The organism is Ruegeria sp. BC6, from assembly GCF_056539185.1.
This window is the reverse complement of the sequence record NZ_JBQFUM010000003.1, coordinates 57,819-72,187: the sequence shown is the minus strand read 5'-3', so window position 1 is coordinate 72,187 and position 14,369 is coordinate 57,819. Positions and strand designations below refer to the sequence as shown.

Below are 14,369 nucleotides of genomic sequence, written 5' to 3'. Positions count from 1 at the left end.
GCGGCGCGGCGTCCTGGTCAATCTTTGGAAAAAGTGGTGAGCCGTGCAGGATTCGAACCTGCGACCCACTGATTAAAAGTCAGTTGCTCTACCAACTGAGCTAACGGCCCACTCTTTTCATCGGATCGTTGCGATCCGTGGCGCTGTCTAAGGCATTTTCCCAACCGGGTACAAGCCCTTTTTCGCACCGCGTTCCGCCTGAAATCATTGTGTTCCCGGCGTCCCGATAGGCGGCCTAATTAGGGTTGAGGCGGCGGGGGGTCAACCCCTTTTTTCAGGAATCTTCGCGCCGGGCTGGATTCATGTCTGCGGCAAGGCTATATGCCCGCCATGCAGCAACGATCCGACACCGGTTTGCCCTTCATGAAGATGCACGGGCTTGGCAATGACTTCGTCATTGTGGACGCGCGCGCGCATCCGGTGCAGATCACGCCGGCGCTGGCGCGCGGGATCGGACACCGGCAGTTCGGAGTCGGATTCGACCAGCTGGCCGTCATCGAAAACGGCGAATCGGATGCGCATCTGGTGTTCTACAATGCTGATGGGTCGATCTCGGCCACGTGCGGCAACGCCACCCGCTGCATCGCCCGGTTCCTGATGCAGGAAAGCGGCAAATCCGAACTGACGCTGACCACCAGCCACGGCACGCTGCAGGCGCGGAACGCGGGCGATGGGCTGACCTCGGTCAACATGGGGCACCCGCAGCTGGACTGGGCCGATATTCCATTGGCCGAAGAGGTGGATACGCTGGAACTGCCGATCGAAGGCGGACCGGTGGCCACCGGCATGGGCAACCCGCATTGCACCTTCTTCGTCGAAGACGCCGAGGCGATCCCGCTGGCGGAATTCGGCGCGCGCTATGAGCATCACCCGCTCTATCCGCAGCGCACCAATGTGCAAATCGCCCAGATCATCCGGCCGGATCACATCCGCATGCGGGTGTGGGAGCGCGGCGTGGGCATCACGCTGGCCTCGGGCTCGTCGTCCTGTGCCACGGCCGTGGCGGCTGCCCGGCGCGGCCTGACCGGACGCAAGGTGCAGATTGAGCTGGACGGCGGTACCATCTGGATCGACTGGCGCGAGGACGGCGTCTGGATGACCGGCCCCACCTGCCATGTCTTCTCGGGCACGCTGACGCCCGAGTTTCTGGAGTCGCTGGGATGAACCCGCCGAAATTCACCACGCTGGGCTGCCGGCTCAACGCCTATGAGACCGAGGCGATGAAAGAGCTGTCGCAGCAGGCCGGGCTGACCGACGCGGTGATTGTGAACACCTGCGCCGTCACCGCCGAAGCCGTGCGCAAGGCCCGGCAGGAGATCCGCAAGCTGCGCCGCGAGAACCCCGATGCGCGCCTGATCGTCACCGGCTGCGCCGCCCAGACCGAACCTCAGACCTTTGCCGAGATGGACGAGGTCGATGCGGTGATCGGCAACACCGAAAAGATGCGCCCCGAGACCTGGAAGGGCATGGCCGCCGATTTCATCGGCGAGACCGAGGCGGTGCAGGTCGATGACATCATGTCGGTTACAGAAACGGCAGGGCACCTGATCGACGGGTTCGGCACCCGCTCGCGCGCCTATGTGCAGGTCCAGAACGGCTGTGATCATCGCTGCACCTTTTGCATCATCCCCTATGGCCGCGGCAACTCGCGCAGCGTCCCGGCGGGCGTGGTCGTGGACCAGATCAAGCGGCTGGTGGACCGGGGCTATAACGAGGTGGTGCTGACCGGGGTCGACCTGACCTCATGGGGCGCCGACCTGCCGGCAAGCCCCAAGCTGGGCGATCTGCTCATGCGCATACTGAAACTGGTGCCCGACCTGCCGCGCCTGCGGATCAGCTCGATCGATTCGATCGAGGTGGACGAGAACCTGATGCAGGCCATCGCGACCGAGTCGCGCCTGATGCCGCATCTGCATCTGTCGCTGCAGCATGGTGACGATCTGATTCTGAAACGGATGAAGCGCCGCCACCTGCGCGACGACGCCATCCGCTTCACCGAAGAGGCCCGCAGACTGCGCCCCGAGATCACCTTTGGCGCCGACATCATCGCGGGCTTTCCGACGGAAACCGAGGCGCATTTCGAGAACTCGCTCAAACTGGTCACCGATTGCGACCTGACCTGGTTGCACGTCTTTCCCTATTCCAAGCGAGAAGGCACGCCGGCGGCGCGCATTCCGCAGCAAGTCAACGGCAAGGTGATAAAGCAACGTGCGGCCAGGTTGCGTGAAGCGGGTGATGCGCAGGTAGCCAGGCACCTGGCGGCCCAACTGGGCAAGACCCATCACATTCTGATGGAGAATCCTCACATGGGCCGGACCGAGCAGTTCACCGAAGTGACATTTGCGAACGCGCAACCCGAAGGGCAGATCGTGACTGCCGCCATCACCGGGGTTCGCGATCAGCAGCTGGTGGCCTGACGTCTCTCAGGCCGGCCCGTCAGTCGCCAGAAGCTCTTCCATGAAAACGCTGATCAGTTGAGCGCGCCCGTCCACGCCGGCTTTTCCATAGATCGAAGCCGATTGCGCGCGAACGGTACCCACGGCGCGGCCTCGGATCCGGGCGATATTCTCATTGTCGACGCCCTTGAGGATCAACAGGCCCACTTCGCGCTCGGCGCTGGTCAGGCCCCAGCGGGTAAAGAAAGTGTCGATCACGGCGCTCATTTCTCCCTGCGCCGCGCGCAGTCCTTGTTTTGCCTAGTCCATTCGCGCCAGCAATCGGCGCAGCTCGAGCATGAAGAACAGGACGCCAAGGCAAAGGACGGTCGCGACCAGGGATTCCAAAACGAGATGTGCCAGGGGCTCGCTGCCATCGAGGTCCAGAATGGCGTCGCCCATGTAGAATGCGGCGCATAGACCCTGAACCACGATCATCGCCGCCATCAGAACGGCCCGGCGTGCATCCGCATCGCCGGACCGCAGGTTTTCGGTGATCCATTTGATCATTTGGTCGACCAGCCATCAGGAATATTCTTGTCTCCTGATACCATGGCTTTGACCAGAGCGACACCGGTTCGACGTTGGTCCAAAAGCACGCCAAGCACGTGCAGAAGAACGCTGGGGATCAGCCAGTTGAACGCCAGCTCGTGCGCATCCTCGACCCAGCTCAGCCCGAAGAAGGCCGCGGTACCTATCATGATGCCTGTGGCGCAGATGAAGCCCAACGTCATCCAGATGTTGTAGACCATCAGCGCGCCCAGAGGATTGTGCGACAGGTGAACCGACCGGTCGCCCCGGACGGTGTCACGCACATGTCGGACCGCAGCATTCGGGCTGAACGGAAATGCCGAGAACCTGGCCGGTGCCGGCCCAAGGACGCCCCAGGCCAAGCGCAGCAGAACCAGCCCGAGCACGGCATAACCGACATATTCATGCAGCAGCCCCTCGGGGTCGGTCACAGCGGCGTTGAGCACAATGCCCAGAACCACCGACCAGTGGATCAGGCGGACCAACGGGTCCCAGACCCGGATGGTGCGGGCGCCCTCGCGCCCGCCCTGGTGCTGGATGGACTCGGACATTGCCAGTCACTTGTCCTCGATCTTTTGGATCTTGCCGGACGCGGGGTCCACATAGACCTCGGCCATCTGTCCGTCTTTCACGACATAGGCCTCGATTTCACCGTCCTCCATTTCGATCTTGCGCACGTCATAGCCAAGCTCGGTCAGAGCGGCGCGCACCTCGGTCTCTGTCTTGCCCAGTTCCGTATCCGGCACCAAGTCCAGAGCCAGAACCGGAGTGGCCACAAGCAACGCGGCTGCAAGTATGGGTAGTTTCATGTCGGGTCTCCTCGGTTTCGATCCTGCGTCAGACCGCCTGACGCTGTCGAAAACCTGCGCAGCCGACCCCGCCGGCGCCATGCGCATTCCGCTTAAATGCCGTGAATAAGCCCGTGCTGATGCTAGGTTCGGCGAGTTTCCGACCCCAAAAAGAAAAAACCCCGCGCCATGCGCGGGGTTGTCTTGCTTTTGCAGGTGACCTTCAGGTCAGACCGACTTTTTACCTTTGACCGGCGCCCACAGACGTTTGTTCACCAGGTAGAGAAGCACCGACATGATGGTCAGGAACAGAACCCCAACAAAGCCCGAGGCCTTGCGATCCATCATTTTCGGTTCGGCGGCCCACATCAGGAACGCTGCGACGTCCTGGGACATGGCCTCGACGGTGTTTTCGTGTCCGTCGGCAAACTCGACCTGTTCGTCAGACAACGGCGGGCCCATCGAAATCCAGCCGCCCGGGAAGGCGGTGTTTTCGTACAGGATCGTGCCGGCCTCTTCTTTTTCCTTGCCAGTATAGCCGTCCAGCAGCGAGGCGATGTATTCAGCGCCACCCATGCCTTTGACCAGCTGGTTGATCCCCAGACCGTAGGGGCCGTGGAAGCCTGCACGTGCCTTGGCCATCAGGCTCAGGTCAGGTGCGCCCACGGCATCGTTGGCCGGGAAGTGATCGGTCGGCCTAGCCGGGCGGAAATCGTCCAGCTCGGGATCGAACACCTCGAACGAGCCGGCGGCATAAGCGATGACTTCTTCTTCCGAGTAGCCCAGCGCCGTGAGGTCGCGCAGCGGTACATATTTCAGACCGTGGCAGGCCGCGCAAACCTCGGTATAGATCTGCAGGCCGCGCTGAAGCTGGTTCTGATCGTAAGCGCCAAAGGGCCCTTCGAACGAGAAGTCGAAGTCCTCGATATGCTGCTCGCCGCCTCCGGCCGCGGATACCGCAGCAGGAGCAAGGGCGATGGCAAACGCGGCACCGATTGCAAGTTTCTTGAACATGGTTTCCGGTCCCTCTTCTTACTCGGCCGGCGTGGCGTCGGCGTCAGCCTTGCCATAATGCGCGTTGAAGTCTTCTTCGATGGTTTCCGGCTGGGCATCGGGCTTTTCGATGACACCCAGGATCGGCAGGATCACGAAGAAATAGGCGAACCAGTAGGCGGACGCGATCAGCGAGAAGGTCGCATAGGGCTCTTCCGCCGGCATCGCACCCAGCCACATCAGGGCAAAGAAGTCGATGACCAGAAGGTAGAACCACCATTTGAACATCGGGCGGTACTTGCCCGAACGCACGGTCGAAGTGTCCAGCCACGGCGCCAGCGCCATTGCCAGGATTGCACCGAACATCGCCAGAACACCAAAGAACTTGGCGTCGATGATGCCGCCGGTGATGAAGCTGGCGAACTGCACGACCCAGACTTCGCTAGTGAAGGCACGCAGGATCGCGTAGAACGGCAGGAAGTACCATTCGGGCACGATGTGCGCGGGCGTGACCAGCGGGTTGGCTTCGATGTAGTTGTCCGGGTGACCCAGGTAGTTCGGCATGAAGCCGACGATTGCCCAGAACACGACCAGGATGACGGCCAGCGCGAACAGGTCCTTGATCACGAAATAGGGCCAGAACGGCAGCGTGTCTTTCTCGGCCTCGGCTTTCGACGTGCGGCGAACTTCAACACCCGTGGGGTTGTTGTTGCCGGTGGTGTGGAAGGCCCAGATATGCACGATGACCAGCCCTGCGATGATGAAGGGCAGCAGATAGTGCAGCGAGAAGAAGCGGTTCAGCGTCGCGTTGTCGACGGCCGGTCCGCCCAGCAGCCAGGTCTGGATCGCTTCGCCCACGAAGGGGATCGCGCCGAACAGGCCGGTGATCACGGTGGCGCCCCAGAAGGACATCTGACCCCAAGGCAGAACATAGCCCATGAAGGCGGTGCCCATCATCATCAGGTAGATCAGCATGCCGATGATCCAGGTCACTTCGCGCGGCGCCTTGTACGATCCGTAGAACAGGCCGCGGAAGATGTGGATATAGACCGCCACGAAGAACAGCGACGCGCCGTTCATGTGCAGATACCGCAGCATGTAGCCGCCGTTTACGTTGCGCATGATGTGCTCGACGCTGGCAAAGGCCAGATCGACATGCGGGGTATAGTGCATCACCAGAACGATGCCGGTGACGATCTGCAATGCCAGGCAGAAGGTCAGGACGATGCCCCAGATCCACATCCAGTTCAGGTTCTTCGGGGTGGGGATCATCAAAGTGTCGTATAGAAGACCGACGATGGGCAGACGGCTGTTCAGCCACTTCTCGCCGTTGGTCTTCGGTTCATAGTGATCGTGCGGGATACCGGACATGAGCGCGTCTCCTTAACCCAGCTTGATGGTGGTTTCGTCGAGGAACTCGGCGACCGGGATATGCAGGTTTTCCGGAGCGGGACCTTTGCGGATACGGCCCGCCGTATCGTAGTGCGATCCGTGGCACGGGCAGAACCATCCGTGGAAATCACCAGCGCCGTCGCCCAGAGGAACGCAGCCCAGATGGGTGCAGACGCCCATCATCACCAGCCATTCGCCGGCTTCGTCCAGCGTCCGGTTTTCGTCGGTCGCGGGCAGGTTCGGCTTGTTTTCGTTCCGGTCGTTCTGATCCGGCAGATCCTCCAGCGGCACTTCGCGGCCCCAGTTGATCTCTTCTTCGGTGCGGCGACGAATGAAGACGGGCTTGCCCAGCCACTTGACCGTGATCTGGGTGCCGATCTCGACGCCGCTGACATCCACGCGGATCGAGGACAGCGCCTGAACGTCTGCCGAGGGGTTCATTTGGTTGACCAGGGGCCACACGGCGGCTCCCGTTGCAACGACACCTGCGCCGCCGGCGGCGTAGTAGAGGAAATCTCTGCGGGTGCCTTCGTGGTCTTCTGCGTGGGACACGAGGTTTTCTCCGATTCCAGCGCCCGGCTACGGGCAAACATGCATCAGCACCGCATCAAAGCGGCGTCTCATCGCGGGTATCTAGCTGGCGGAAATCGGTTCGTCCAGCGGTCATAGGCGCGCACTACGCCGCATCTGGGCATTCATGTCACAATGAAGGGGTCATTTTTCAAGAACTTCCTCGGATGTTGCGAAAATCGCCGTTCGAAGCCGCGAATCACTTCGCAGGTGATTCTCTGACCCTTCGCCACGGCTATCGCCCCTGGCCCGGCCGAGCACCTGTTCACTCGGGTACCCGGCACGAGGCAAACATGACAGCAACCGGACCGCGCGACTTCGGGCCCAGCGAACTCATGTAAACATCTATTTTGAAATCATTTTTTCGGTTGCGCTGCGGTGAATTTCCCGGTTGCGACCCCGGGGTTTTTCAAGCAAAGGCGGCGGGCGCGCGACCGACCTGAATGAGGACCCAAATGACTTTGTTTAAAAATTCCATTCTGCTGCTCGCGTTCACCGCCGCACACCACGCCGCCGCCGAAGGCGACGCCGCGCGCGGTGAGAAACTCTACAACCGCTGCTCGTCCTGTCACGCCATCATCAAGGATGGCGTGGTTCTGATCAAAGGCGGCATCACCGGCCCGAATCTCTATGGTGTGGTCGGCAGGGCCGCCGGAACCGAAAACGACTATCTGAACGGTAGTGAACGGCTGCCCATCGGCATGTTCACCGATGACATGATCCGCGCCGGTGAAAACGGCCTGGTCTGGACGCAAGAGAATATCGCCGCCTACGCCCGCGACCCGATCAGGTTCATCCAAGACTTCCTGAAGGACGAGACCGCCCGCCCGAACATGAGCGTCAAGCTGAAGACAGGTGCCGAGGATATCGCCGCCTATCTGGCCACGTTCACCGACTAAGGCGCAGCCGGATCAGACTTCCCGCATCAGAGCGGCGAGTTGACCAAGCTCGTTGCCGATCCCGGACTGCTCGACATTCTCGGCGGCGGCCAGCCGCGCCGCCTCGGGCTTGTTCTGGTTCAGTTTCCAGGTGCCGTCGATCTGGGTGATCTGCATCCGGCAGGGCACGATCATGCGCATCATGCGCTCCAGCGCCGCCGGGTCCATCTTGTCGGCGCGCCAGGGCGGTTTGGGCTGCAGCCGCTGTTCGAAGAAGGCCGATTGCCGGTCCAGCAGATCGCGCAGCCGGTCCTGCGGCTGCAATTCCAACCGGCCGGTCAGGTGGACCGCCACGTAATTCCACGTGGGCACCTGATCCGCGACCTCGTACCAATCGGGCGAGACATAGCCGTCGGGCCCCTGAACCGCGATCCGCGCCTCCTGCGGGTTGGCCAGCGCCCGCACGATCGGGTTCGAACGCACCAGATGCAGTTCGGCCACCGCGCCATCCTCGGACAGCAGAAAGGGCACATGGCTGATCAATGGCGGGCCGTCGACCGACAGCGCCAGTACGCCGAATCCCCGGCTGCGGGCAAACTCCACATGGCGCGCGCGGTCCTCGGCGCGAAAGGCTGGGTTGGGGTGCATGACCGTCCTCCTGCAGACAGGTCTTGCAGATCGCGCGCACGCTTGGCAAGGTCGCGCCGTTCTCAGGGCGGGGCGGAATTCCCCACCGGCGGTATGCGGGCCCAGACCCGCCAGCCCGCGAGCGGCTCTGTCATTCAACCGACAGAGTGTCAGCAGATCTGGTGAGAGGCCAGAGCCGACGGTTAAAGTCCGGATGAAAGAGAACGAGCAGCGCGCCCCGCCAAGGGCGCGTCTGTCCGTGATCGCCTTGGGTGACGTGTCATGCCGCGCTGGCCGCGAAACCCTTCGCGCCCGCCAGCAGGCCACCAAGCTGAAAGGAGATCACGATGACACACACCCGCTATGCTTTCGTCAAAGCCAACTGGCATGCCGATATCGTCGACCGCGCGCTGGACGGTTTTCTGGAGCTGATCCCCGCCGATCAGGTCGATGTGTTCGACGTGCCGGGCGCGTTCGAGATGCCCCTGCTGGCCCGCGACCTGGCCCAAACGGGCCGCTATGCCGCCGTGGCCTGCGCGGCCTTTGTCGTCGATGGCGGCATCTACCGGCACGATTTCGTGGCGCAGGCCGTGGTTGACGGGCTGATGCGCGCGGGGCTGGAAACCGGAGTACCGGTCCTGTCGGTGTCGCTGACGCCGCACCAGTACCAGGAAACCGACCATCACACCGCCATCTACCGCGCGCATTTCGTGGAAAAGGGGCGCGAGGCGGCCCGGGCGGCGCTGAAAATCGTCGAAACCCGCGCCTCACTGACGCGTGCGGCCTAGGCACACCGGGTTGGGGCAGTGATGCCCCAACCGCAAATCCGCTTGAGGCGGCAGGCTCTCGCCGTTAATCACAACCCTCAAAGGAGCACGCCCCATGTCGATGAACAGCTTTGGACATCTTTTCCGCGTCACCACCTGGGGTGAAAGCCACGGCCCTGCGCTGGGCGCCACGGTGGATGGCTGCCCGCCCGGCGTCCCGATCGACGAAGGCATGATCCAGCACTTGCTGGACAAGCGCAAACCGGGCCAGAACAAGTTCACCACCCAGCGACGCGAGCCCGATCAGGTGAAGATTTTGTCGGGCGTGTTCGAGGGCCAGACAACCGGCACCCCCGTCCAGCTTATGATCGAGAACACCGATCAACGCTCGAAGGATTACGGGGACATCATGGACAAGTTCCGCCCCGGCCACGCCGACATCACCTATTGGCAAAAATACGGGATCCGCGACTATCGCGGCGGCGGGCGCAGCTCGGCCCGGGAAACGGCGGCGCGGGTGGCCGCGGGCGGGCTGGCGCGCGAGGCGATCAAGCAGATCGCGCCCAATGTCCAGATCACCGGCTACATGACCCAGATCGGCCCGCACCGGATCGACCGCGCCAAATTTGACTGGGCGCAGATCGAACAGAACCCGTTCTGGACCCCGGATGCACAAGCCGCCGAGGATTGGGCGGCCTATCTGGACGATCTGCGCAAATCCGGCAATTCGGTCGGCGCGGTGGTCGAAGTGGTGGCGCGCGGCGTCCCCGCGGGCCTGGGCGCGCCGGTCTATGGCAAGCTCGACACCGATCTGGCCGCGGCGATGATGTCGATCAACGCCGTCAAGGGTGTCGAAATCGGCGAAGGCATGGCCGCCGCCGAACTGACAGGCGAGGCCAATGCCGACGAGATCTTCATGGGTCAGGACGGCCCGCAATACAGCTCGAACCACGCGGGCGGCATCCTGGGCGGCATCTCGACCGGGCAGGACATCGTGGTGCGTTTCGCGGTCAAGCCCACCTCGTCGATCCTGACCACGCGCAAGACCATCACCAAATCGGGCGAAGAGACCGAGATCATCACCAAGGGCCGCCACGACCCCTGCGTTGGCATCCGCGCTGTTCCGGTGGGCGAGGCGATGATGGCCTGCGTGATCCTGGACCACCTGCTGCTGCATCGGGGCCAGATCGGTGAGAACCGTGGACGGATTGGCTGAGCTGCGCGACCGCCTACGCGCGGTCGTCGCGCAGCGGATGATCACCGACCCGGCCCATGACCTGGCCCATCTGGACCGTGTCTGGGTCAATGCCCGCGCCATCGCCGATGCGCAAACCGACAGGACCGTGCTGCTGGCGGCCTGCTATCTGCACGATCTGGTCAACCTGCCCAAGAACGACCCCGACCGACACCTGGCCTCGCGCCGGTCGGCCCAGGAGTCCGAGCCTGTTCTGCGAGAACTGGGCCTGAGCGATGCCCAGATCGCCGCCACCCGCCACGCGATCGAGGCGCACAGTTTTTCCGCCAACATCCCACCCGAGACGCCCGAGGCGCGCATCCTCCGCGATGCCGACCGGTTGGATGCGCTGGGCGCCATCGGGATCGCACGGAATTTCTCGGTGTCCGGCGCTTTGGGGCGGACGCTCTATGATCCGGCCGATCCGTTCGCATCGCACCGGCCGCTCGACGATCTGCACTATTCGATCGACCACTGGAAGGTGAAGTTGCTGGCCCTGCCCGACGACATGCTGACCCAGGCCGGACGGCAGATCGCGCAGCAACGGGTCCGGCGCATGATCCGGTTTCTGACCGAATTCGCAGAAGAGATCGGCAGCCCCCTGCCCGACAGCTGGACACGCCTCAATCCGACCCGTTGATCTTTGCCGCGCAAAGGCGCAGGGTCGCGCCGATGGCCCAATCCCTGACCTCTCATCGCCCCGTTCTGGCCGTGACGCTGAAACTCAGCGCGCTGTTCCTGTTCACGGCGATGTCGGCGCTGGTCAAGGCGCTGTCGGCGGATTTCCCGCCGGGTCAGATGGTGTTTTTCCGTTCGCTTTTCGCGGTGCCGGTGATCGTGGCCTGGCTGATCTCGCGCGGGGAACTGGCGCAGGGCTTTGTCGTCAGGAAACCCATGGGCCATTTCTGGCGCGGGGTGCTGGGCACCACCGCCATGGGCCTGACCTTCACCGGGCTCAGCCTGCTGCCGCTGCCCGAGGTCACGGCCATCGGCTATGCTACGCCGATCTTCACCCTGATCCTGGCGGCGCTGCTGCTGGGCGAGCGCATCCGCCTGATCCGCATCGGCGCGGTGGCGATCGGGCTCTTGGGCGTGCTGATCATGATCTGGCCGCGGCTGGGCTCGGCCGATCTGGGCACCGGCGCCACGATCGGCGCGCTGTGCGTGCTGGGCGCAACCGTGGCCCGAGGCTTTGTACAGATCCACATCCGGCAACTGGTGCAGGTCGACCACCCCGCCGCGATCGTCTTCTATTTCTCGATGACCGCCACGCTGCTGTCAGCGCTGACCGTGTTCTGGGGCTGGACCATGCCGACCCTGAACCAGCTGCTGATCCTGATCACGATGGGCCTGATCGGCGGCGTCGCGCAGATTCTGGTGACCTCGTCCTACCGGTTCGGGCAGGCCTCGATGCTGGCGCCGTATGACTATACGTCGATGCTGTTCGCCATCTTCATCGGCTATGTCTGGTTTGACGAGCTGCCGACCCTGGCGATCCTGCTGGGGGCGGCGCTGGTGATCGCCGGCAATGCGGTGGTGATCTGGCGCGAACACCAGCTGGGTCTGGAACGCGGCAAGGCGCGGTCGCTGACCGATCACAAACCCTGACTTTACCTTTCGCGCCCATCGCCTAGGTTGGCGCGGACAATCAACGAGGTTTTGCCATGAGCGACGCACAGGACCACAAACAGAAGATGCAACAGGTGCAGGCCCAGCACCGCAAGAAGGTGTCCGAGGCCGTGGATCCCGGCCGGGGGCTGGTGCTGATCAACACCGGCAAGGGCAAGGGCAAATCCTCGGCCGCCTTCGGCGTGGTGATCCGCGCATTGGGCTGGGGCCAAAAGGTCGCCGTGGTGCAGTTCATCAAGGGCAAATGGAAGACTGGCGAGCGGCGGTTCTTCGAAGAGCACGATCTGGTCACCTGGCACACGATGGGCGAAGGCTTCACCTGGGACACCCAGGACCGCGACCGCGACATCGCCGCCGCCACCGCCGCCTTCGACAAGGCGTGCGACCTGATGGCCAGCGGCGACTATGACCTTGTGGTGCTGGACGAGATCAACATCGCCCTGCGCTATGAATACCTGTCGGTGGACGCGGTGATCGAGGGGCTGAAGGCCCGCTCGGACCGGACCAGCGTGTTCCTGACCGGGCGCGACGCGCCGCAGGCGCTGCGCGACTATGCGGATCTGGTCACCGAAATGACCGAGCAAAAGCACCCGTTCCAGGCCGGCATCAAGGCCCAGCGCGGCGTCGATTTCTGATCGGTCAACGCGGGACGGCACCACTTGCCGGTGCCGCCGGCGTGCTCTGGGGGACAGTGGCGATCCGGGCGTCCGCAACCCCGGCCACCCGATCACAGAGTCCGTCCTGGCACTTGCAGTCCAGGTAGGCCACCAGGTCGCCATCGGCGCAACACCCGCTGCCAAGGGGCAGGTCTGAACTGGACAGAAGTTCAAGTATCGGGTCGCGCATCGCGTGGCCTTTCCGAAATCGTTTCCGAGACGGTGGCGCGCCCTCGCGGGTGTACGGCTTGGCGCGCAGGCCGTCTCGGAATCAAAGGCTTGATACCGGCGTATCTGGGGTTGGCCTATAACTGACAATTTCTGTCGGAATTTTCAAGGCCAAAATTCGCCCCGTCCAAATGGCCGGAGCAAGGGGTCAGGCGGTGGCTGTCTGGTCGGGCGCGCTGAGCGAGACTACGGCCACCACAGCGGCGCCATTCAGCCAGTAGTAGACCGCATCCAGACCGGTGAAGCCGAACAGGCTGGGGGCGAACAGGAAGGTGAGCCCCACCAGCAGATCGACGGCCAGGTGAAACCTGTAGGGCAGCACGCGCCAGACACCCAGGTGATGATCCGTCAGCACCGTCAGCACGAAAGCCGCCACGCCGGTGGCCACCGACAGCCACAGCGCAATCGGGTTCGACGCGCCCAGTCCCAGGGCAAAAGGCAGCCCAATCAGGGCCAGTGCCACCGGGTAGTCCAGATAGGCATGAATGGTGCGGGTAACGAAACGCAGAGACATGATGTTTCCTTTCCTTGATTGAGGACGGATCAAGGATATGTTCACCAGCCCGAACGTCGCAGCCCAGATCGTTTGGAATACCTTGCAGATCGTCCGTCAAATCGACGGATCAGTGCATCGCCCTGTAGGCGGCCGGAGACAGGCCGATCTGCTTCTTGAACACCCGCGAAAACGCCGCCTCGGAGGCATAGCCGACCTGAGCCGCCGCGTCGGCCACGTTCCAGCGGCTTTCGATCAGTCCGTGGCAGGCGATCTGCATACGCCAGTCGGTCAGGTATTGCATGGGCGTGGCGCCCATCTTCTGGGTGAACAGCTGCGCGAAAGTCGTGCGCGACATGCCGGCTTCGCGCGCGAGCGATGCCACGCTCCACTCGCGGGCCGGGTCCCGGTGAAAGGCGCCCAGCGCGCGCGAGATACGTGGATCGGCGAAGCCCGACAGGGCCGCATCGGTGGGGCTTTGATGTTCCAGATAGGCGCGGATCGCCTGGGCAAACAGGACCTCGGACAGTTTCAGCGCGATCAGGTCACCGCCGATCCGGGCACCCGCAACCTCGGATTCGATCATCCGCAGCGTGGCCTCGATCCAGGCCCCGGCGGATTCGCCGTAATTCTCGATCAGGATATATGGCGGCAGACGGTCGATCAGCATATGCCCGGTGCCGCGCCGCCCGGCCGGACCGGCAAACGAGAAATGCCCGCAGATCAGTTGGGTGTCACGGTCCTGCTCGGCTCCGCCATAGACCAGCACACCGTCACCTTTGTAACCGGCCCGGTCCAGAACCTGCTCCAGCGGCAGAGCATCCACGGGCCGGACCTCGTTGCACAGCAGCGCATGCGCGGCCCCGTGCGGAATCAGGATCAAATCCCCCTGCCGTAACCGCAGGGTCTCGCCGGTGGTGGACACATGCACCTTCAGTTCTCCGCGCTGGACGAAGTGAAACCGGGCGACGTTTTCGAATGCAGGCACCTGCACGCCGAAGGGCGGCGTGAACGAGGTCCGGAAATACAGGGTGCCCCGCAGGGAAAGGCGCGTCAGGATATCGCTGAGCAGGTCCAACATGCAGAAAGGATACGGATTCGCACCCGATCGTCCAGCGCTGCGGACGATCTGCAACAAGGTCCGGACG

Annotated in this window: 18 protein-coding genes, 1 tRNA gene and 1 riboswitch; of the genes, 8 read left to right on the top strand and 11 right to left on the bottom strand. The window is 63.1% G+C overall.

What is annotated here, in order from left to right:
* Window positions 1–34 precede the first annotated feature (34 nt).
* Window positions 35–110: transfer RNA gene (locus ACR0MM_RS10900), tRNA-Lys, on the bottom strand.
* 211 nt (window positions 111–321) lie between these two features.
* Here ACR0MM_RS10900 and dapF point away from each other — a divergent pair.
* Window positions 322–1,164 carry a diaminopimelate epimerase gene (dapF, locus tag ACR0MM_RS10895; protein WP_480696098.1) on the top strand — a complete coding sequence of 281 codons (843 nt, stop codon included), beginning with the start codon at window positions 322–324 and terminating at the stop codon, window positions 1,162–1,164.
* The gene (mtaB, locus tag ACR0MM_RS10890; protein ID WP_480696096.1) at window positions 1,161–2,417 is read left to right on the top strand and encodes a tRNA (N(6)-L-threonylcarbamoyladenosine(37)-C(2))-methylthiotransferase MtaB; all 1,257 of its coding nucleotides are present in this window, start codon (window positions 1,161–1,163) and stop codon (window positions 2,415–2,417) included. Before dapF ends, mtaB begins: the two co-directional genes overlap by 4 nt.
* A 6-nt stretch (window positions 2,418–2,423) precedes the next feature.
* Here the strand turns inward: mtaB and ACR0MM_RS10885 are convergent, their stop codons facing one another.
* The 7 genes from ACR0MM_RS10885 to petA form a co-directional block, all read right to left on the bottom strand.
* Window positions 2,424–2,663 (bottom strand): helix-turn-helix transcriptional regulator, encoded by a 240-nt coding sequence (locus tag ACR0MM_RS10885; protein ID WP_254441556.1) that lies wholly within the window; start codon window positions 2,661–2,663, stop codon window positions 2,424–2,426.
* Window positions 2,664–2,696: 33 nt separating this feature from the next.
* A complete protein-coding gene (locus ACR0MM_RS10880) occupies window positions 2,697–2,945 on the bottom strand; it encodes a hypothetical protein (RefSeq protein ID WP_254441555.1) in 249 nt (82 codons plus the stop codon).
* Window positions 2,942–3,517 carry a cytochrome b/b6 domain-containing protein gene (locus ACR0MM_RS10875; RefSeq protein WP_480696094.1) on the bottom strand — a complete coding sequence of 192 codons (576 nt, stop codon included), beginning with the start codon at window positions 3,515–3,517 and terminating at the stop codon, window positions 2,942–2,944. Before ACR0MM_RS10875 ends, ACR0MM_RS10880 begins: the two co-directional genes overlap by 4 nt.
* Window positions 3,518–3,523: 6 nt before the next feature.
* The gene (locus tag ACR0MM_RS10870; RefSeq protein WP_170364035.1) at window positions 3,524–3,775 is read right to left on the bottom strand and encodes a PepSY domain-containing protein; all 252 of its coding nucleotides are present in this window, start codon (window positions 3,773–3,775) and stop codon (window positions 3,524–3,526) included.
* A gap of 207 nt (window positions 3,776–3,982) precedes the next feature.
* The gene (locus ACR0MM_RS10865; RefSeq protein WP_170361312.1) at window positions 3,983–4,768 is read right to left on the bottom strand and encodes a cytochrome c1; all 786 of its coding nucleotides are present in this window, start codon (window positions 4,766–4,768) and stop codon (window positions 3,983–3,985) included.
* A gap of 18 nt (window positions 4,769–4,786) precedes the next feature.
* Window positions 4,787–6,118, bottom strand: coding sequence for a cytochrome b (gene petB, locus ACR0MM_RS10860; RefSeq protein WP_093964026.1), 1,332 nt, complete (start codon window positions 6,116–6,118; stop codon window positions 4,787–4,789).
* Window positions 6,119–6,130: 12 nt separating this feature from the next.
* On the bottom strand, window positions 6,131–6,691 hold the full coding sequence (gene petA, locus ACR0MM_RS10855; RefSeq protein WP_093964025.1) for a ubiquinol-cytochrome c reductase iron-sulfur subunit: 561 nt from the start codon (window positions 6,689–6,691) through the stop codon (window positions 6,131–6,133).
* Between the two features lie 473 nt (window positions 6,692–7,164).
* On the opposite strand from petA, the gene ACR0MM_RS10850 reads away from it, so the two are divergent.
* Complete coding sequence (locus ACR0MM_RS10850; protein ID WP_480696092.1) at window positions 7,165–7,608, top strand: c-type cytochrome; 444 nt, start codon at window positions 7,165–7,167, stop codon at window positions 7,606–7,608.
* Window positions 7,609–7,620: 12 nt separating this feature from the next.
* Here the strand turns inward: ACR0MM_RS10850 and ACR0MM_RS10845 are convergent, their stop codons facing one another.
* Window positions 7,621–8,235, bottom strand: a complete 615-nt coding sequence (locus tag ACR0MM_RS10845; RefSeq protein ID WP_480696090.1) for an FMN-binding negative transcriptional regulator — start codon at window positions 8,233–8,235, stop codon at window positions 7,621–7,623.
* 54 nt (window positions 8,236–8,289) lie between these two features.
* Window positions 8,290–8,444, top strand: a riboswitch (FMN riboswitch).
* Between the two features lie 117 nt (window positions 8,445–8,561).
* On the opposite strand from ACR0MM_RS10845, the gene ACR0MM_RS10840 reads away from it, so the two are divergent.
* The 5 genes from ACR0MM_RS10840 (at window position 8,562) to cobO (ending at window position 12,479) form a co-directional block, all read left to right on the top strand.
* Entirely contained in the window at window positions 8,562–9,002 is a 441-nt protein-coding gene (locus ACR0MM_RS10840; RefSeq protein ID WP_480696088.1) for a 6,7-dimethyl-8-ribityllumazine synthase, read from the top strand.
* Window positions 9,003–9,096: 94 nt separating this feature from the next.
* The gene (aroC, locus tag ACR0MM_RS10835) at window positions 9,097–10,197 is read left to right on the top strand and encodes a chorismate synthase (RefSeq protein WP_480696086.1); all 1,101 of its coding nucleotides are present in this window, start codon (window positions 9,097–9,099) and stop codon (window positions 10,195–10,197) included.
* Window positions 10,181–10,855 carry an HD domain-containing protein gene (locus tag ACR0MM_RS10830; RefSeq protein WP_480696084.1) on the top strand — a complete coding sequence of 225 codons (675 nt, stop codon included), beginning with the start codon at window positions 10,181–10,183 and terminating at the stop codon, window positions 10,853–10,855. Before aroC ends, ACR0MM_RS10830 begins: the two co-directional genes overlap by 17 nt.
* A 32-nt stretch (window positions 10,856–10,887) precedes the next feature.
* Entirely contained in the window at window positions 10,888–11,823 is a 936-nt protein-coding gene (locus ACR0MM_RS10825; RefSeq protein ID WP_149774168.1) for a DMT family transporter, read from the top strand.
* Between the two features lie 56 nt (window positions 11,824–11,879).
* Complete coding sequence (gene cobO, locus ACR0MM_RS10820; RefSeq protein ID WP_170539831.1) at window positions 11,880–12,479, top strand: cob(I)yrinic acid a,c-diamide adenosyltransferase; 600 nt, start codon at window positions 11,880–11,882, stop codon at window positions 12,477–12,479.
* A 397-nt stretch (window positions 12,480–12,876) separates the two neighbouring features.
* Here the strand turns inward: cobO and ACR0MM_RS10815 are convergent, their stop codons facing one another.
* Window positions 12,877–13,242, bottom strand: a complete 366-nt coding sequence (locus ACR0MM_RS10815; RefSeq protein ID WP_480696082.1) for a hypothetical protein — start codon at window positions 13,240–13,242, stop codon at window positions 12,877–12,879.
* Window positions 13,243–13,351: 109 nt separating this feature from the next.
* A complete protein-coding gene (locus tag ACR0MM_RS10810) occupies window positions 13,352–14,302 on the bottom strand; it encodes an AraC family transcriptional regulator (RefSeq protein WP_170364029.1) in 951 nt (316 codons plus the stop codon).
* Between the last annotated feature and the right edge of the window lie 67 nt (window positions 14,303–14,369).